Here is a 19,356-nt window from a genome sequence, read left to right as displayed (position 1 = left end):
ATTATTCACCTCCTTTAAGTGCAGCAAAATCTAATTTATCTTCTAAATGATTCTTGATGCTTGTTTTGTCTGTTTGACTCACTAGATACTTCAACGTTTCTTCATTCTGGAATACCTGCATCAGTTTCTGTAATAATGCAAGCTGTGAATGTGCTTCATTCATTGCCAACATAAACACCAATTTCACGGATGTGGTTTCACTCTCATCACCCATAACACCGAAATCAACAGCATTTCTCAAAACACCCACACTGATTGTTTTTCTGTTGACATGTTCCACATCCGTATGTGGAATCGCTACAGAAAACCCTGCAGTTGGAAGGCCAGTTGCAAATTCTCCCTCTCTAGCGATAATTGCGTTAATGAAGCTTTCTTTCACAAGCCCTTTGTCCACTAGATTGTTCCCCATTGCTGATAAAATTTCTTCTTTTGTACTGCCTTCTATATCTAGTAAAATAACAGATTCATCAAAAACTAATTCACTCATTTCCTGCACCCCTTTATTTAAGTTATTCATGTTTTCTACTCAATCAACGGAATATAATTTTATAATTTCATAAATCTCTTCGGCACTACTGGCATTAATTACTCGTTTTCGATCTCTTTCTGAACCGGCAAGTTTCATTAGCTGCATTAGCGCATGAATATGTTGTTGCTTGTCTACCGCTGCAATGACAATCACTAGATTAATACTGTAATCGCTTGTAAAGTGTACACCCTCATCTAATTTCAGTAGACTCATTCCAACCTCGCGCACCCCTTCTTCAGGTGCTGCGTGAGGTATGGCAATGTTTGGGCCAATTACAATATATGGATCTTCCCCGGTGTGATGGATCATCGCTTCCACATATTTCGGATCAATTTTACCGTTTTCAATTAACGACTCTGCACTTACTCGTATTGCTTCCTCCCAAGAATTCACAGAATCTCTTACTGTTATATATTCTGGTGTAATCAATTCATCTAAATCAATATCCTTGTTTTCCCTACTCTGTCTTATAGATGATTCCTCATCTCGGGATATATACCTATACAAATCCTCGTTTAAAGCCTTTTCATTTTCAATAACTGTATGATTTTTGATAATATCTATTAAATGATCAACGTTAATATCATTCGGCATATAACCATGCAACTCAAGCATCACTTGTTTTCTCAGGCGATATTTTTCCTCCCGTCCAAGAAATGCTTTTGAGATAAACAGATTTTTATCCGTTTCCAAATACGTTGGCGAAAACACAATATCATAATCTAAACCATAATTTAGGAAGTCACGTACAGATAAGGAATCCAAGAACACAAACTCCGGAAATAGTTCCTTTAATTCGTTAAACATTAGTCTTGAAACCGATACACCTTGTGGACATACAACGATTGCCTTTGTTTTTTTCTCAATGCTGTCTCCCTGTCTTGTCATCCAACCCCCAATCAGCATCGTGATATAGGTGGTTTCATTTTCAGGGACATCCTTACCGATTAAATCTTCAAGCGGGCCTGTTGACCGCTTAACAAGATGATGTAATTCCTTGAATTCTTTACTCAGGGAACTCTGAATATCAATCGTTTCTGTAAGTTGATATTTAATTCGATAATAGGCGGGCTTAATATGCTGTATTAATTTATCCATCAACTGTTCCCGCTCCTGAAGATAAATACATGCACTTTTTTCAAACAGACGCAGCATATTATCTACTGCCGGAACTAGATTTGGAACAGCTTCATCTTCTGCCAGAAACTCCGACCAATATACATTTGTAGTTAATAGGTGCAATGTAATGAATAAGCGTTCTTCCATTGGAATTTGCTCCGCCTTACGGAAAATTTCCTCCGTAGCCTGATACTCCTTCGTGCTGGATAATTCCTCGTACTGGATAGAGAAAGCGTTTATTCCACTCCCATTTTCTATCCTTCTTAATATTAAAATAAGTATATAAGGCATCGTTACCATTTTTTCATCCGTGAATTTTAAGTTTAACTTATTCTCCACATTCACAATACGTCTATTAAATTCATCAATTTCTTCTGTTTTGATAGCTGCTATTTCCTTTAATCTGTTTTCTCCATTCTGCATTTGTAGTAATTGATAAGTTACTTTGATGAGCAGCTTTCGGATTTGAAACTCTTTACCCTCTAGTAAATACCCCGATTTTCTCGAATACCGGATAATCAAGTCATACTCATCTAAATAGGTTTGTGCCTGCTTCAAGTCACTAAGAATGGTATTTTTGCTAACTTCCAATTCTATCGTAAAATGATTAAGCGATAGTTCCTCATCGCTGCTTATAAGCATCATGATAATTACTTGTACACGCTGCCCCTCTGAAAGAACTGCCGTTTCTCTTGGAGTGTTATCGGGTTCGCCACTAAATTTGGTGAAAACAGATTGATCAATAATAAAATGGCCTTGTCTTGTTCTTTCTATTACTGGAAGGTTGTTGGTCATCAGCCAGTCATTAATTTTATTAATGCTGTAACCAAGCTGTCTACGAGTTAAGTTATATTTGTTCTCCAAAGCCGTACTAGTTATACTTGGATTACTAGTCAGTTCATCCAAAATCTTAGTGCTTCGATCACTCAGTGACACCTCTTCTCCCCCCTTCGCTAATTTTATTGTAACACCTATTATCCTTAAGTTGAATACGTTTTCAGCACAAACTCTTGGACATTTGATGTACAACGTTGTGATTTACAATAAAAAACCAAGTTTAGACATTTTTTGTTCACATTTTAGTACAATGTTCTTACTCTGGGTAATTGTATAATTGAACAAAGAAGGAGAAAACTAGGAATAGCGATTACTTACATTGCGACCAGACCTTCCGTGTAAAACTCTTGATGCGGATCTCTAATGTTCAGTTTGTGAATGTGATAGTGAATTCTTTTTTCATTCTGCTTGAAAATATCCTCGAGTGTTACGTTGCCTTTTTCCATATGTTTATCTCCCCTCGTCTAAAAAGCACTGCTGCTTTATTGAACTCTCTTTTTAATTACTATCGTATCGAAAGTTGATTTGGTGGCATGAAATTAAAAAATTCGTCCGATCTTCTGGGAGTTTGTTGACGATAGTAATATAGTTATATATCAGAATGAATGACCGTTATGTAAAGCGCTTTTGGAAAGATTGCCCCCTTTTCTTTCTACCTTTCGATTGTAGTAGTGAAAGAGACTAATTAAACTGAAGAAACAGCTTATGCAGAAAGAAGGTCTATTGTTTATGTCACACCGTACATTGGAGTTTTGCATTGTGGATAGTCATGCCAGTAAAACCTATCCAAAAATCAAAAAAGACCCTCACAAGCAATAAGCATCTGCTGTGAAGGTCTCTCATCTTCAAATCCTATTATTTTTCAATCGTAATTGTACTACCGGTTTCCACCCCAGCAATCTCTTTATCTTCTAAATAAAGCGTACCAGATTGTCCTGGTGTTGTGCTTCCGTCGAATTTCAACGTGATGTGGCCTAAGTCATTTAGGTTCTTTCTGACTGCATCACCAACACTTGTAATACGGTAAGAAACATCATCTAATTTTAATGTATGTTCTTCTGTTATATCTTCATCAACGGATACTATATCAATAACATAGCAGAAGTCCGCTAGTTCACTTGGTGCATTATCTCCAAATAAAATCATCATTTTTTCTGCTTCAAAAGCTTTCGCGTCTTTTCCGATACCTTTAATTGTTGTTTGATACATATTAAACACTCCTAAGTTAGTCATTAATTCATGATGTTATTTATATAATCCAAAGCTTGCAAGCCATGCGACAAATACCCTTGGTACACCGTTTAAGAATCTGGAATACAACACAGACGGTACACCAACCTCAATAGTTTTCGTTTCTGCTTCTGCTAATCCTAAACCAACAGGGATAAAGTCAGCAGCATTTTGTGTGTTGATTGCAAATAGTGCTGGTAGTGCTAGATTAGGCGGGATATTCCCTTTTCCAATCTCTACACCAATTAATGTCCCTAATACTTGTCCAATAACGCCTCCTGGTCCGAGCAAGGGACTTAGGAACGGCAGGGAACAAATAAAACCAATAGCCATAAGTCCCCAAATGTTTCCTGCTAAAGGAGACATGACATTAGCGAATAAGTCACCTATCCCCGAACCTTGGATGATACCGATTAGCAACGCTACAAACCCCATGAAAGGAATAACAGTTTGCAACATGGTTTGTACTGCATCACGAGCTGCTTGATAGAACGTATTAATGACTTTTCCTGCTGCTAAACCAATCCTTGTAAGCAAACTCTGCTTTCCTTGCTCAGCCTTTGTCTCCGTAATTTTTTTATCTTTAGAATAAGTGGATTGTTCCTCTGTTTCATTTTCCGAATCACTAGAAGAGGCATTAGAAGCTGACCCGTTCGTATCCGTCTCTTCTTCACCTGCAATACTTACTTGATCTACATCTACATTCGATACATAAATATCTTCGGTTATATATTCTCTTAATGGGCCACTTTTCCCTGTTGCCATAATATTGATAGTCGGAATTCCCTTTTGCGGATAGATACCACAACGTAGTGTCCCGCCGCAATCAATAACAGCGGCCATGATTTCATCTTCTGGTGCCGATGTTTCAAATCCATTTACCGCAGTAGCACCAGTAATTTCACAAATTTTATCTACAATAGCAGGCTTATGGCCACCTGTTACATACATTACTTTATCTTTTTTGCCATTTACACCAAGTACTAAAGGGCCACCAAAGCCACCAGAACCTTTGACAATTTTCACCTTTTTACTCATGATCTGCACCTACCCTTCTACGCATCAACGTTTTTACTTAGTTTTACTTTTTGTTGTTTTTCTACATAGCTTGTTGTCAAGTCAGTAACCCAACCGCCGATAAAGTTCATTAATAACCCTACTAATAAATATCGAACCGCTAAGTCTGTCATTGGCAATCCAAGCTGTTCAATTCCACTTGCAATCCCTAAGAAAATAAATAATTCTGCCGGGTTAATATGTGGGAAAATCCCGTTACTTGTATGAGCAAACTGTCCTGCAGCTGCAAAATAACTTGGCTTATATTTTTCAGGCATAAACCTACCAAGAGAATGTACCATTGGGTTTGCTAGCATAAAAGAACCTAAGAATGGTAGAACCATATACCTTAATAACGGATTCTTTGATGATTTTTGAGCTATCTTATTTATTCGTGATTCTCCAATTAACTGAATAATTGTATTCATAGCAATGAGTAACATTAAAACCAGTGGTACGATAGATCCCATCCAGTCAATAAATGTGTCTGCACCTGTTTGGAATAAGTTAATAAACCCTTCCGCAAAACTAACTATGAAGTCCATGTTTCTTTACCCCTTTCTTTGTAAACATACTATTTACTTTCTTCACTACTTTCATCATTGGCGAAGGAATTTGTTCAATTTCCCCACCTGCTTGTACTACCCTAAACGTATGCTGTGCATTGTGTATCGCTCCCTGAAGCAATTTATTGTAGTTTGCAAGGTCTTCTTCCCCGAGTTTATTTATCTTTTTTCCTTCTAAACCTTTTAAATGCTTGATACGCGAGAACACTGTTACTCCTTGCATATAACGTGATTCCTCAATTTCGTTCTTATTGTTTAATTGAAATAAGACAAGTGTTCCTGATCGGATGATCGTCGGACGTCTTCCAATCGCAACTCTACCTTTTTCTCTAAGCTCAGTATAATGCTTTGTGAAATGTTTGATTTGCACAAAACCAAATATATATTGAACGACAAAGCCAACTGCTAAAATAATAAGCAACATAATGAAAAACATAAGCTATTTCCTCATTTCTTGATTTAAAATATGCGCGAACGATGCATACTTTGTATCCTCGGTAATTTTATTTAGAATATAACTATTCGTTGTAATCGCTAGTACTTCCTCATATAGTCTAATTAGGACCGCCTCATTACCCGCTTCATCAGCTGTAGCTAATAGGAAAACGATTTTAACATCTTGATAATCACGTAATGGCGTATTTAGTAAAGCAACTTTGACAAATATCCCATGGTCATTGTGGCTCACATGTGGAAAACCTACTTTTCCTGACACAGTTGATTTCGCTTGTTCACGCGTGATAATTCTTTCCGTAAATGTTTTATCTACCTTTCCTTCACGAACCAACTCCTCCGACAGAAAGCGAATCACGTCCTGATAGTCGCGAGGCTTTTCGATATGATAAAAATCTTTTTCCTCAATAAAATCAACAATGACACTTTGATTGAATAATTTCTTGTTCCTGACATCTTTGTAAACCAAGAATTGCTCAATTTTTAATTTCAGCAATTGTGTGTCCATGATGTTCTCAATATAGACCACTTTATTAAATAATCGACTTGTCCAAATCGTGGATATAATTAAATCAAATGCTTCAATTTCTTCACTTTCAAATGCCTCTTCATTAAAAACAACGATCTCAATATGATTACCAAAGATTTTCTGTAAGTTAATCTTCAGGAGCTTGGACGTACTTAATCCTTCGTTGGTAATAATCGCTACTGATTGAATTTCTCGGATTTGTTGTTCCAGCTGCTCCAGGTAAACACTGAAATATAACGATAGGAAACCTAATTCACTAATTGGAACTTCAATATTAATTTCTTTTGTTATATTTTCTGCCAATACACTTGAAAGTTCATATGCAAATGGAAAACGCTGTTGCACATCATCAACCAAGTTATTATTTATTTTGACATCAAAAAGCAAACGATTAATTAAATACTTAATATGCAGCTGGATATCTTTACTAAACATTGCTTCATCAATCTTGATGGTATAATAATAATTGATATCTTCAATCGTCTGTTTAATAATTCTCTCCAACATCGAATGTTCACGTTCATTGATCATTTCATCGATAATCGAAGCCCTACGGCCAAGTAATTGAAGCACGATAAGGAAGATTTCTTGATTGGGATTTTCAATGGAGTAGATACGCACCATTTCTTCCTTTAAGGCCTGAAAACTTTTAAAATCCTCTGAGTCAAATACTTGGGAATCAATATCTAATTCCTTCTCTATGAAATGCCCATTCTCTAACCTGGAAATTGTTACTTGTACAGCTAATCGCAGTCTGGTAAAAGAAGCTTCATCCAAATGAAATTTCTTTTTCAAATCCATTAAATTTTGTTCCATTTGATCTGGAATAGGTATTTCTTCATAATGCATGGGAAATTGTTCAATAATTACTTTGCGAATAGTGAATTCATTTCCTTCTAAGCGTAATCCAACATTTGGCGTTCCCTCAACATCCAGTGGATAAGATTGTAATTTATCCTTCAACTCCCCCACAATGTTATTTACAACACTTTTGCTTAAATAAAGTGCTTCGGCAAGATCATCAATCGTGATCCTCTCATGTTCCAACAAGTGATGAAATAGGGCTTCTTGCCTTTCTTCTAATTCTGCTTCGTTGCTGTTCATTTCCTGTCGTAAGATCGCTAATCTATCTAAAAATTGTTCTTCGCCATTGATGAGGATAGATAGGATATTATACTCTTTCATAATTTGAGAAGTGCCTTCAAAATAATCATTGATGTGTGCTACATAATTGGATAAAGTTCTCTGCGATATCTTCATTAGATGGGAAAGTTTTTCAGCGGAAACATTTTCCGTCATAAGGACTTCTACAATTTTCAAATGCTTTTTATTAAGCTCCATAACTTCCCCCCTATTCTAATGAGATTTAACCTCTCGATTTTCCCCCAGAAATGTTAATTGTTGTTCCAGTGATATAGCTTGATTTCTCAGAACTTAGATAACACACTAAATCAGCAACCTCAGCTAATTGCCCGACCCGGCGAATTGGGATTGATTTAGAATAATCACCATTTAATTGGTCTACAGTTGTGTCTCGTGTATATGCTAATGCTTCTTCATATTGCGGTGTTCTTAGCCCAGTTTCTTCTAAGATTCCTGGTGCAATGGCAACCACACGAATATTATGCTTCCCTAATTCCTTTGCCCAGCTTCTTGTAAAGCCAATTAATGCTGCTTTGGTTGCGGAATAAACACTTTGTCCCTCTGAGCCTTCTTGTCCGGCTTCACTAGAGATATTGATAATAACACCTTTTTTCGCCTGAACAAAATAACGGGATACTTCTTGACTAAAAAGAACTGGCCCTTTTAGGTTAACACCAAGCATGAGGTCTAAATCCTTCCTATTAATTTCATATTCCGGCTTCTCACCTTTTGCATCTACTAAGAGTCTTGGTAAGTTAATCCCTGCATTATTCACTAATACATCAATTTGTGATTGTTCTTCTAAAATAGATGCAACTGTACTGCGAACTGCTTCCTCATCTGTAACATCGGTTTCTTTAAAGTGATAACGAGGATGATCAATAGGATTGTCGGTTAAGTCTGTGTTATATACAATCGCATCATTATCTAGAAGCGTTTGCACAATTTGTCTCCCAATTCCAGATGACCCACCTGTTACAATAACTACTTTATCATCTATATCCAACCAATTATTTGTCATTATTATGCCTCCTTGTTTTCTCTTTCTATATCCATTATATTTCGAACCGCTTTCAAAATTAATTTGTTGTTTTGTGCAGATTTATGAAAAAGGGAAAATAATTGTGGGGGATGGAGGGGGGTAGTATAATTTTCATCATTCAGAGCATCTCGTCCAGCGATTTCAGCTATAGGGCCCGCGTACATAGCGTCCCGTCCAGCGGGCACAACAGTTTATTCCGCGGTCAGGGCGTCTCATCCCGCGGCCAGATCGTCTGGTCCAGCGGTCACAGCAGTTTGTTCCGCGAACGGAGCGTCTCGTCCAGCGGCCGCAGCAGTTTGTTCCGCGCACCTATCGTCTCGTTCCGCAGTCATAACAATATTCGACAAAAACCGGGGCGTGACAGGCACTGTTCGGATCGACATTCCCCTTCTACCTCCCGTATAATACTCCCTAAAGGGGGCTACAAAATGTGTTTAATCAACTTACACTTAAATGATCATCCAAACTATAAATTAATTGTTGCTGCGAATCGGGATGAGTTTTATGAGCGGTCTACTGCACCTGCTGATTTTTGGGAGGACGAACCGCAAATTTTGGCAGGGCGGGATTTAGTTCAGATGGGGACCTGGCTTGGTGTTACAAAGCAGGGGCGTTTTGCTGCATTAACGAATTTCCGTGATCCGGACCACATGCAGGCAAGTAAATTTTCCCGTGGCGAGATTGTTAAAGATTATTTGAGGACAGACATTTCACCGGAGGAATTTCTTCATACATTAAAGCAGGACAAAGATAAGTATGTTGGTTACAATGTACTTGTCGGTAATGCCGAGAAATTATTCCATTATAATAATGTACATGACGAAATAACCGCAATATCGCCAGGCACCCATGGACTAAGCAATGACACCCTAAACACGCCATGGCCGAAAGTAACGAAGGGTAAGAAAAATCTGCGGGACTATGTCATGAGTCAGGAAGAAATCGAACCTGATAAATTATTTGAAATCGTCTCTGATGCCGAAGAAGCACCCGATGACGATTTACCGGAGACAGGCGTAGAATTGGACTTTGAACGGAAATTGTCTCCCTTGTTTATCCAAACACCTGATTACGGCACACGCTCTTCCACTGTTTTACTCATCGACAACCAAGATAACATCACGTTCCATGAGCGCACTTTTGATCAAGGAGAGTTTAAAAAGGAAAATCACTTTTCGTTTCAGATAGAAAATATCTAACTCCCACATAACAAAGCGAACAGCCCAATGACTGTTCGCTCATACTTCATCCTATTTCACGCGCGAATCTGTCCACTCCCACGTATGAAAAATTTGCTCGATGTTAATGCAGGTAATCCCATTGGTCCTCTCGCATGCAGTTTCTGAGTACTAATCCCAATTTCTGCACCATACCCGAATTCAAATCCATCGGTGAATCTTGTAGAAGCATTATGATAGACAGCTGTCGCATCCACATTTTGCAGGAACATTGCCGCGTGTTGGTCATTCTCTGTGATAATGGCCTCAGAATGCTTCGTGCCATAATTGTTGATATGATCGATCGCTTCTTCATTATTTGCTACTATCTTAACGCTTACTGTGAGACCAAGGTATTCACTTCCCCAGTCTGCTTCTGTTGCAGGTTTTACTTCAGAAAACACCTTACAAACCCCTTCGTCCCCATAAATCTCCACATTATTTTCATGGAGTTTAGCCAGGAGCTTGGATCCATATTGTTCGAAGTATTTTTCATGAATCAAAACGGACTCAATCGCATTACAAACCGATGGCCGTTGCAGTTTCGCATTTAATACGATTTCCTCTGCCATCTCTTTTTTAGCAGTTTCGTCAATGAAAACATGGCAATTGCCGGCCCCAGTTTCGATTACCGGTACCGTTGATTCACGAACGACCGTATCAATTAAATTTTTCCCGCCTCTTGGTATCAGCACATCCAAATAATCATTTAACTGAAATAATTCTTTTGCCGTTTCTCTGTTCGTGTCCTCGATTAATTGAACCGCATCTACTGGTAGTGCGCTTTTTTCCAGTGCACGGTGGATGGATTGAACGAGTGCCATATTGGAAAATGTAGCCGAAGAACTTCCTCTTAAAATGACGGCATTTCCTGTTTTTAAGGTAAGAGTTGCCGCATCTATAGTCACATTTGGCCTTGCTTCATAAATCATTCCAATAACACCGATCGGAACGCGTCGTTTTTCAATTTGCAGTCCATTTTCTTTTTCAATTGTTTCGAGTAATTCCCCGATTGGGTCTTCCAACGCTGCTACCTGCTTAATCGCAGCAGCCATATCTTTTATCCGTGTTTCATGCAACATAATCCGATCCAGCACCGCTTCAGAAAACCCTTTCGCTTTACCTTCGCTGATGTCCTTCGCATTTTCCTTTAAGATAGCTGCTTGGTCCACGACTAGCTGCTCTGCAATCAACATTAGTGCAGCATTTTTTTCTTCTGTCGTTGCTCCTGTTAATAGAAAACTAGCCTTTTTTGCGGCTTTTCCTTTGTTTTGTACTTCCGTCATTTTATTCACTCCCCATTTTTACCCAGCCGTCACGATGGATAACCTCAGCAGATTTTGCTACTCCACGTGCATCATCCCGTTTTTCGACTGTTTTTTTGATTTCATCTGATGACCAATTAATTTCACCTTTGCCTAAAAATCCGCTTGTGCCATATACGTTTACCACATCCCCTTTGTGGAATGTTCCTTTTACATTAAAAACACCTGCAGGCAATAAGCTTTTTCCATTATATAAAATAGCTTCTTCTGCTCCTTGATCCACATAAATTGTCCCAGTGGTTTCTGAGTGCAATGCAATCCATTGTTTTCTTGTATTAACAGCACCATGCCGACTGGCAATATAGGTTCCATCCCCATTTCCATGTAATATGTCAAGCAATTTTTGAGACCCTCGCCCATAACCAATAAAGACAGGAACACCCAGCGTCATGGCCGTCTTTGCAGCTAGCAGCTTTGACTTCATTCCACCTGTGCCAACTTTTGAAGCCGTGTCATCAGTCCCGTTCACCATGTCATCCGTGATATCCTCCAGAAAGTCAATCCTGTTTGCAAATGGATTTTTTCTTGGATTGCCATCATAAAGCCCGTTAATATCTGTTAAAATAATCAGCTGATCTGCATGGACAAAACCGCTGACAAGCGCAGAAAGCATATCATTATCCCCAAATGTCAACTCTTCAACCGATACTGTGTCGTTTTCGTTTATAATGGGCAAAACCCCGCGATCCAATAATTCCGTGATCGTGGCGAAAGCATTTCTATAGCGTTCCCTATTGGAAAAGTCATTTCGCGTTAATAATAGTTGTGCAGAAGTGATATTGAATTCCTTGAATTTTTCAATATATGTCTGTATTAGCAGCCCCTGCCCAACTGCCGCTGCCGCTTGCTTTCCCTTAATGGTAACAGGTCTAGAGGAATAGCCTAATCCGGTGAATCCAGCAGCAACTGCACCCGAAGAAACTAAAATAACGTCATGATTTTCCTGACGAAGAGCAGAGAGCGCATAAATATGCTCATGTAACTGCTCCTGATCTATTTCCCCTTTTTCATTTGTTAATGAACTACTACCAATTTTGACAACGATTCGCTTTTTGCCCATATTGCATTGCTCCTATGAAATATAAATATATAAAAAAAGCCCATTCATCCTGTATAAAAAAGGACGAAAGAGCTCTGCTTCCGCGGTACCACCATTATTGAATGCTAAAAACACATTCCGCTTTGCTTCGAATAACGCTGGAGTAGGCGCCCATCAAGGGGACTGAGAAGGCAGGTTCTGTGGCTTAATTGCATGCAGAATCTTTCAGCTCGTAAATTCTGCTCTCTTATCACAATAGTTTCACATACTAATCCTTCGTGAACGTTCGTTTATACGTATATAAGGCTATTATAAGATATTCTCCTTAAATGTCAAGCCGCAAAAATGGCAAAATACATTAGACAAAGGGGCCTGTCCCTCACCATGCTAAAGTGATAAAGTGATGAGGGACAGGCCCCTATAATAGGGATTTCCCCTAAATGTCAATAGGACAGGCCCTATTGACAATAAATCTGCATCTGATATGATAAAATTATTTTATAAAATTCTCCATATAAGGGGGGGCTCATTATGACATTTAATATATTAATTACAGATCCATTAAGCGAAGAAGGGATCCAGCCACTTCGCGAAACGGAAAACACGAAAATTGTTATGGATACAAATTTAACACCCGAAGAATTAGCCGTTAAAATTAAGGACTTCGATGCTTTATTAGTACGCAGTCAAACACAGGTAACAAGTGAATTAATCAGTCACGCTTCCAACCTGAAAATCATCGGGCGTGCCGGTGTTGGTGTGGATAATATTGACCTGGATGCTGCGACAGAACATGGAATTATCGTCGTAAATGCACCAAATGGAAATACCAATTCAGCTGCAGAACATACGATGGCGATGCTCATGTCCTTATCCCGAAACATCCCTCAGGCTTATCATGCACTAAAGAATCATCAATGGGACCGAAAAAAATACGTGGGCGTCGAATTAAAAATAAAACACTTGGTGTGGTTGGGCTAGGCAGAATCGGTGCAGAAGTTTCAAGCCGAGCAAAGGGACAACGGATGAATGTCATCGCATATGATCCATTTTTGACAGAGGAAAAAGCAGATAAAATGGGAATTGGCTACGGAACGCTTGAAGATGTCTTAAAAGTAGCGGACTTTATTACCGTACATACACCGTTATTAAAAGAAACAAAACACATGCTTAACGCCGAAGCTTTTCAAAGCATGAAAGATGGCGTGCAAATCGTCAATTGCGCCCGGGGAGGGATCATCGACGAAGAAGCGCTATACGAGGCGATCACCTCAGGAAAAGTAGCCGGTGCGGCAATGGATGTTTTTGAAGAGGAGCCATTCCTTGATCATAAACTACTGGAATTACCTGAAGTAATTGCTACCCCACATCTGGGTGCAAGCACCATCGAGGCACAGGAAAATGTGGCTGTTGATGTCAGTCACGATGTTGTCACTTTTTTAACAGGTGGATCGGTAAAAAATCCCGTTAACCTCCCTTCCGTACCAAGGGAGATTATGAATCAAATAGAACCCTATTTTAATCTGGCGGAAAAACTGGGGTCATTTCTCATCGATCTGACCAGGGAAGTAGCAGAAGAAGTAAACATCTATTATTCTGGGGATTTGTCTGAAGTAGAGGTAGCGCCATTAACTAGAAATACAGTAAAAGGACTATTGCAGCGCTATCTCGGTGACCATGTAAACGATGTAAATGCCCTTTATTTTGCGGAAAGAAAAGGGATAACCGTACATGAAAATAAAACCTCGTCCACAAAAGGGTTCACCAATCTTCTAACAGTAGAAGTGAGAACCAAATCCGGTAAAAGAAAAGTATCCGGAACCCTATTAAATGGTCTGGGACCTCGGATTGTAAAAGTAGATGATTACAGCGTTGACGTGGCACCAGTAGGACATATCGTTGTCATTCATCACTTGGACCAACCAGGTGTTATCGGCAGAATGGGATCCCTTCTGGCACAACACCAAGTCAATATTGCAACCATGCAAGTGGATAGATCCGATGTCGGTGGAAATGCAATCATGATGCTGACCGTTGATAAGCATATGGAAGAAAACGAATTAGAAGCATTAAAAGAACTCGAGGAAATTTATGACGTAACGGCAATAGATTTATAGAATGAAGCACACAGTGATTTTGCTGTGTGCTTCTTCCTTATTCCATATTTTTCGCTAGTGGTACTAACTCTTCCAACTCGGCGATTTCATAAGTCGGGAAAATTTCATTCGCAACTTTTTGTTTGCGATTAATCCAGACAGAATTTATCCCTGCCCTTGATGCCCCAAGAATATCCGTCGTCAAATTATCCCCCACCATTAATACCTCATCCTTTTGAACAGAAAGAAGCTCCAGCGCATGCTCAAAAATGGTCGGGTCCGGCTTCCCTTTCCCGAAAGCCCCTGAAACAACGATCTGGTCAAAATAAGGCGTAAGCTCTGGCGTAATATCCAGTTTTGTCTGTTGTAATTCAGGAGAACCATTGGTGAGCAGTAGCATCTGATAGTTCCCTTTTAACTGATCTAAAACACGAAAAGTATCTCCATATACAAAAGCCTTTTGTTTGCGAAACATTGGAAACTTCTCTGCCAGTTCATAGCCAAATGCTGGGTCGTCAACACCTGAATCTTTTAAGCCACGCGTCCACGCTTCCTTTCGATAGGCAGGAGCAATCTCACTTAATTTCCGAAAAGATTCCCCTTCATCATTAAAATTTCCCCATAAACCTTCAAAGGGATTGATTCCGATCATTTGTGTAAAATCATATGTATCATAATCTTCGTATAACGCCCGGGCATTCCTGCGAACATTCTCTTCCAATAAAACCGGATCAATCGTATACTTCTCTCCCGCAAGGTGGCACGTTGCTTTAAAAGCCTCTTTAATACTTTTCTCATCCCAAAGTAACGTATCATCCAGATCAAACAGAATAGCCTTTATCATCTATTCACCCCCTAAGGAAGCATGGGAACGGTTCTGCTGCTTCGCTCTTTAGGAAGCAGGAGAACCGTCACTTAGCTTCCTTCTTATTCTCCGTAGCTCTCAATCATATTAGCCATATGTGCATAAGCCCCGCCTGCAAGTAAAGCAGATGTCACGAGCACTGCTTCGGCTAATTCTTCATCTGTTGCCCCTTCTTTATCCGCATTTTTTGTATGAACATCGATGCAATAAGGGCATTGCGTTCCATGAGCTACCGCTACGCCAATAATTTCTTTGAATTTCGCGCTCAATTTACCAGCTTTCATGGCTGCCGTATTAAATCCAGAATATCCTTTAAAACCTTCAGGAGCATGCTTGCTTAAACTGCCAAGTCTTTTTAGATTTGAGCGGGTATATAACGCATCTTCTGCTTCCTCATTTTTTGCATTATGAATATGTGTACTATGCGTTACTGCACCACCTGCTTCAATAGCTGCCACTACAAATACAGCTTCGGTTAGTTCTTCAAGCGTAGCTCCCTCTGCTTTTGCGTTCCGCGTATGTGAATCGATGCAATACGGACATTCCGTAACATGAGCTACTGCTACAGCGATGATTTCTTTCTCTTTTTTCGTTAGCGCCCCTTCTTGCAAAACTGCTTCATTAAACGCTCCGAATGCTTGCATCTGTTCAGGAGCAAGATCTTTTAATTGATTTAGATGAGCCATATGGCTTTTTTGATATAAATTATTCGACATGATAAAACTCCTTCATTAAAATTTATTTTAAACTTTATGACTTGCTAGCATCAAATTTTCCATAATGAACAACTTCTTCTCTATCTACATGTTTTTTTGGTCCAGGTGTTTCTCTCGGGTAACCGAGCCCTAAAACTGCAACAATGCGATTTTCTTCCGGTATTTCCAGGATATTTCGTACATGATTTTCCTTAGGAAGTGAATCTTGTTCGTCTTCATTATTGTATACTGCGCCGAAAGCTGACCCCAGCTCCATCTCTACCGCTTCCACCCAGATGAACGCACATGCAATGGAAGCATCCTGCAGCCAGTATTTACTCACCACAGGCTTCCCTGTAACGACAATGGCAGCCGGGGCTTTTTCTAACCATTTCGTATACGGTGTTGTTTCAGCTAGTTGATCTAAAACGTCACGATTTTTTACGACAATTAAATTTTTGGAAGGCAGATTATTTCCTGTAGGTGCAAAATATCCAGCATCCTCTACTTTCCTTAACACTTCATCAGAAATTGGTTTATCTTTGTATTTGGTGATTTCACGACGTTTCTGTATCGCTTCAAATACATCCATACTTGTCCCCCTCTGTTAATTCAATAATAACATAGTTTTGACTTTTGAATGGAAGGATGTGCTTGTAAGCTTCGTTTTTTATTAAAATGGTTTCGATACCATAAGGAATACTTCTTGATAAAATTTTCATTCCTACTTTCTGAGCCTTAGTAAAGTCTTCGCATATATTTACCTTATCTAATAACTACTCGGAAGACGAAACCCCGTTTTCTTTTAAGGCTTATTGTCTTTTTTGAGTAAATACTAGAATATGAGTTGTCAATTCCCATGACGGTTTTAGCCAGTGAGCGGTAGAGACTCTTTACTTCCAATGAAAAAAGGAAAACACCTTATTAAAAGATGTTTTCCCTTGATTTATTTTATTTATTAAATTACTACTCTACCACAGTCACATCAACTGTACGTACACCCCAGTTGAGGGCTTCTTCGGTTGTTGGAACATGAACATCGATTTTATTACCGTTAATTGCTCCACCAATGTCACCTGCTACTGCATGGCCATAACCTTCAACATATACTTCGCTACCTAGTGGAATAACGCTTGGATCAACAGCAATTACCTTTTGGTTCGGATTTGCGTTTAAATCAATTCCTGTTGATGTAACACCAGAGCACCCCTCGCAATCAGCTGTATATGCTGTAGAAGTTACAGAAAATGTTTCACCATTTGCATTTTCCTGTGTATTGTTTTCCGTTTTCGACTCTGCATTTTCTGTGGAGTTAGTAACAGCTTGAGCATCAGTTGCTTCTTGTGCCTCAGTAGCTGCTTCGGCTTCTTTCTCTGCTTGTGCAGCTTCTTTAGCTTCTGCCTCTTCTTGTGCCTTAGCGGCTGCTTCTTCAGCTTTCGCTTCTTCTTGTGCTTTTGCAGCGGCTTCTTTAGCTTCTGCCTCTTCTTGCGCCTTAGCAGCTGCTTCTTCAGCTTCTGCCTCTTCTTGCGCCTTAGCGGCTGCTTCTTCAGCTTCCGCCTCTTCTTGTGCCTTAGTAGCTGCTTCTTCGGCTTCTGCCTCTTCTTGTGCCTTAGCGGCTGCTTCTTCAGCTTCCGCCTCTTCCTGTGCTTTTGCAGCGGCTGCTTCAGCCTCTGCCTCTTTCTCTGCTTTTGCGGCAGCTTCTTCAGCTTTTGCTTCTTCCTCTGCTTGAGCAGCAGCTTGGGCATCTGCTTCTTCCTGCGCTTTAGCAGCAGCCTCCGCTTCTAATTCTTCATTTGTCTGACTATTTTCGTTAAATTTGTCTACATTGGCTGATTCATTATCAGGTACTTGTGCAACAGGTGCTTCTTTCTTTTCACTATTTGACCCATTAATAGTTAACGTTTGGCCAATAGTAATGAGCTCTGATTCAAGGTTATTCCATTCTTTCAAATCAGTTACCGTTACACCCAATTTATTTCCGATGCCAGATAATGTGTCGCCTTTTTCTACTTTGTATTGTTCGTCAATGATTAGTATTTGGTTTGGATGAATGAGAGATGACTTTAAATCATTTACATCAAATAAGTCGTCAACGGTCGTATTATATGCATTTGCTATGCTCCATAAGCTGTCACCTTTTTGAACCTGATAATCCGCAGCTGAAACATTTGTAAAACAAGATCCAGCAACAATGACGCCTGTAGCAACCGTAGCTACTAATTTTTTCACTATGTAGTCCCCCTTAAATTTTCGATACAACTTATAATAGCACATTCTTCCAGACACTAGGTTACACAAATGTTAAAAGTATATTACAAACTGTGTCGAAAAGTAATAAATTAATAGTTTATCATTGTCTGATTATAGAAAATACCCAGCGGAATCCTTATAGCGCGTACCTTGTTTGTAGTATAACTGACAAGAAATACTCTTTTCTGAAAAAAATTACCTCTACTATTGTAGCTAAATTTTCCCATACTAAACATAAAAAACGACCATCAAATTGATATAGATTGTGATGGCCGTATATTTTAGAATGTGACTTTTTCAAGATCTACGCCAAATGATTCGTGATGTCTGCATTTTCGCGAAGTTGTTCAACAAGTACTTGTGATGCTTCCGCTTCTTTTTGATTCCTTACTTGTTCTTCAAGATCTGGTTTCATTTCGTCAAAAGATGGGACTTCAGCTTCTTCTCCATTTTCTCCACCCATTTGCTCTTGCTGGGCGGCAAACTGATCATAAAGTTCTTGTAGTTCTTCTTCCGTTGGCTCCGTGTCACCAGCTTCATCGGCAATAAGTTTATCTATTTTTACTTGCAACTGGAGCTGGGACATTAATTCTTCTTCACCCACGCCTTGTTCTTCCATAGCAGTCATGAACTCATCTTGGGATTCAAGCTGATTAAGTTCTACTAATTCATCCAGTATTTCATTCGTTTCTTCCTCTGAGGCTTCATAATCACTGTTATTTGCTTCCTGTATGAGTAGCTCTGTGCCAATCATGCTTTCTGCAACTTGTCCTTTTAATTGATCCTGGTCAACCTCTTGTCCACTCATCTGTGACTGCATGCTTGCTTGCTGAAATTGCCCTTGATACGTCGTTTCAAATTCTTCTTTGGATATTTCTTCTCCATTCACCTCTGCAACAACGTCAGGAACATCTTCTAAGTCTGGCTCAGGCATTTCTGGGGCTGCTTCTTCGCCTCCACCTTCTTCAGCTGACCCTTCCTCCTGCGTTTCTGAATCCTCACTATTATCTTCAGCTGGCTCCTCCGTATCACCACCACATGCAGCCAGTACAGCTATGAGGACAGCGAGTAATAAACTTAATAACCATTTTTTACTCAATGCAATTCTCCTTTCTTATTCCTACAGTTTGGCACATTGTAACACATCTTTATGAGTTGTACACCTATTTATAAGGTGAACAAATGTCTCTTTTTTATGATTGATTTTTCTACAAACTGTTATTCCGCCTTTTAAGCCCAATCTTATATTAGAAATAAGTTCGGTAACGGCACTGGAAAAATAAGAAAATACTATCGTTGGCATGGGGTTTGCTTTTTGCCATAAGTGAAGTATAAGAGAAGAATAATGAAGCTAGGATGGAATGA

The 19,356-nt window shown here is 39.3% G+C and carries 17 protein-coding genes and 1 pseudogene; 2 read left to right on the top strand and 16 right to left on the bottom strand.

The features are described from left to right. Position 1 precedes the first annotated feature (1 nt). From KFZ58_RS05780 to KFZ58_RS05745, 9 genes are all read right to left on the bottom strand, one after another. Complete coding sequence (locus KFZ58_RS05780) at positions 2-487, bottom strand: PTS sugar transporter subunit IIA (protein ID WP_235793855.1); 486 nt, start codon at positions 485-487, stop codon at positions 2-4. A 39-nt stretch (positions 488-526) separates the two neighbouring features. Beyond that, complete coding sequence (locus KFZ58_RS05775; RefSeq protein WP_235793854.1) at positions 527-2,584, bottom strand: BglG family transcription antiterminator; 2,058 nt, start codon at positions 2,582-2,584, stop codon at positions 527-529. A gap of 215 nt (positions 2,585-2,799) precedes the next feature. Beyond that, the gene (locus tag KFZ58_RS19140; RefSeq protein ID WP_255695068.1) at positions 2,800-2,931 is read right to left on the bottom strand and encodes a hypothetical protein; all 132 of its coding nucleotides are present in this window, start codon (positions 2,929-2,931) and stop codon (positions 2,800-2,802) included. Between the two features lie 409 nt (positions 2,932-3,340). Further along, positions 3,341-3,694 (bottom strand): PTS glucitol/sorbitol transporter subunit IIA, encoded by a 354-nt coding sequence (locus tag KFZ58_RS05770; RefSeq protein ID WP_235793853.1) that lies wholly within the window; start codon positions 3,692-3,694, stop codon positions 3,341-3,343. A 36-nt stretch (positions 3,695-3,730) separates the two neighbouring features. Then, the gene (srlE, locus tag KFZ58_RS05765) at positions 3,731-4,753 is read right to left on the bottom strand and encodes a PTS glucitol/sorbitol transporter subunit IIB (RefSeq protein ID WP_235793852.1); all 1,023 of its coding nucleotides are present in this window, start codon (positions 4,751-4,753) and stop codon (positions 3,731-3,733) included. A gap of 17 nt (positions 4,754-4,770) precedes the next feature. Then, a complete protein-coding gene (gene srlA / locus KFZ58_RS05760; RefSeq protein WP_235793851.1) occupies positions 4,771-5,316 on the bottom strand; it encodes a PTS glucitol/sorbitol transporter subunit IIC in 546 nt (181 codons plus the stop codon). Continuing rightward, a complete protein-coding gene (locus KFZ58_RS05755; RefSeq protein ID WP_235793850.1) occupies positions 5,300-5,773 on the bottom strand; it encodes a transcriptional regulator GutM in 474 nt (157 codons plus the stop codon). The genes srlA and KFZ58_RS05755 overlap by 17 nt, the downstream gene beginning before the upstream one ends. 3 nt (positions 5,774-5,776) lie before the next feature. Beyond that, a complete protein-coding gene (locus tag KFZ58_RS05750) occupies positions 5,777-7,660 on the bottom strand; it encodes a BglG family transcription antiterminator (protein WP_235793849.1) in 1,884 nt (627 codons plus the stop codon). Positions 7,661-7,685: 25 nt separating this feature from the next. Then, a complete protein-coding gene (locus tag KFZ58_RS05745; RefSeq protein WP_235793848.1) occupies positions 7,686-8,483 on the bottom strand; it encodes an SDR family oxidoreductase in 798 nt (265 codons plus the stop codon). A gap of 449 nt (positions 8,484-8,932) precedes the next feature. Between KFZ58_RS05745 and KFZ58_RS05740 the strand changes: the two genes are divergently transcribed. Further along, a complete protein-coding gene (locus KFZ58_RS05740) occupies positions 8,933-9,703 on the top strand; it encodes an NRDE family protein (protein WP_235793847.1) in 771 nt (256 codons plus the stop codon). A 56-nt stretch (positions 9,704-9,759) separates the two neighbouring features. Here KFZ58_RS05740 and KFZ58_RS05735 read toward each other — a convergent pair whose 3' ends face one another. Together KFZ58_RS05735 and proB are read right to left on the bottom strand one after the other, a co-directional pair. Further along, positions 9,760-11,007: a glutamate-5-semialdehyde dehydrogenase gene (locus tag KFZ58_RS05735; RefSeq protein ID WP_235793846.1), complete on the bottom strand. Its 1,248-nt coding sequence runs from the start codon at positions 11,005-11,007 to the stop codon at positions 9,760-9,762. A 1-nt stretch (position 11,008) separates the two neighbouring features. Continuing rightward, positions 11,009-12,106, bottom strand: a complete 1,098-nt coding sequence (gene proB / locus KFZ58_RS05730; RefSeq protein ID WP_235793845.1) for a glutamate 5-kinase — start codon at positions 12,104-12,106, stop codon at positions 11,009-11,011. Between the two features lie 510 nt (positions 12,107-12,616). Here proB and serA point away from each other — a divergent pair. Beyond that, positions 12,617-14,202 (top strand): annotated as a pseudogene (gene serA, locus KFZ58_RS05725) (phosphoglycerate dehydrogenase). Positions 14,203-14,239: 37 nt separating this feature from the next. Here the strand turns inward: serA and KFZ58_RS05720 are convergent. The 5 genes from KFZ58_RS05720 to KFZ58_RS05700 form a co-directional block, all read right to left on the bottom strand. Then, entirely contained in the window at positions 14,240-15,025 is a 786-nt protein-coding gene (locus tag KFZ58_RS05720) for an HAD family hydrolase (RefSeq protein WP_235793844.1), read from the bottom strand. A gap of 83 nt (positions 15,026-15,108) precedes the next feature. Next, positions 15,109-15,762, bottom strand: a complete 654-nt coding sequence (locus KFZ58_RS05715) for a carboxymuconolactone decarboxylase family protein (protein WP_235793843.1) — start codon at positions 15,760-15,762, stop codon at positions 15,109-15,111. Between the two features lie 34 nt (positions 15,763-15,796). Then, entirely contained in the window at positions 15,797-16,333 is a 537-nt protein-coding gene (locus KFZ58_RS05710) for a nitroreductase family protein (RefSeq protein ID WP_235793842.1), read from the bottom strand. A gap of 374 nt (positions 16,334-16,707) precedes the next feature. After that, on the bottom strand, positions 16,708-17,970 hold the full coding sequence (locus KFZ58_RS05705; protein WP_235793841.1) for a 3D domain-containing protein: 1,263 nt from the start codon (positions 17,968-17,970) through the stop codon (positions 16,708-16,710). 325 nt (positions 17,971-18,295) lie between these two features. After that, positions 18,296-19,090: a SurA N-terminal domain-containing protein gene (locus tag KFZ58_RS05700; protein WP_235793840.1), complete on the bottom strand. Its 795-nt coding sequence runs from the start codon at positions 19,088-19,090 to the stop codon at positions 18,296-18,298. Positions 19,091-19,356 lie beyond the last annotated feature (266 nt).

Origin of the sequence: Virgibacillus sp. NKC19-16 (genome assembly GCF_021560035.1) — a bacterium.
GTDB lineage: Bacteria > Bacillota > Bacilli > Bacillales > Amphibacillaceae > Virgibacillus_L > Virgibacillus_L salidurans.
Note: the sequence above shows the minus strand (reverse complement) of the source record. Positions and strands in the feature narration are given on the sequence as shown.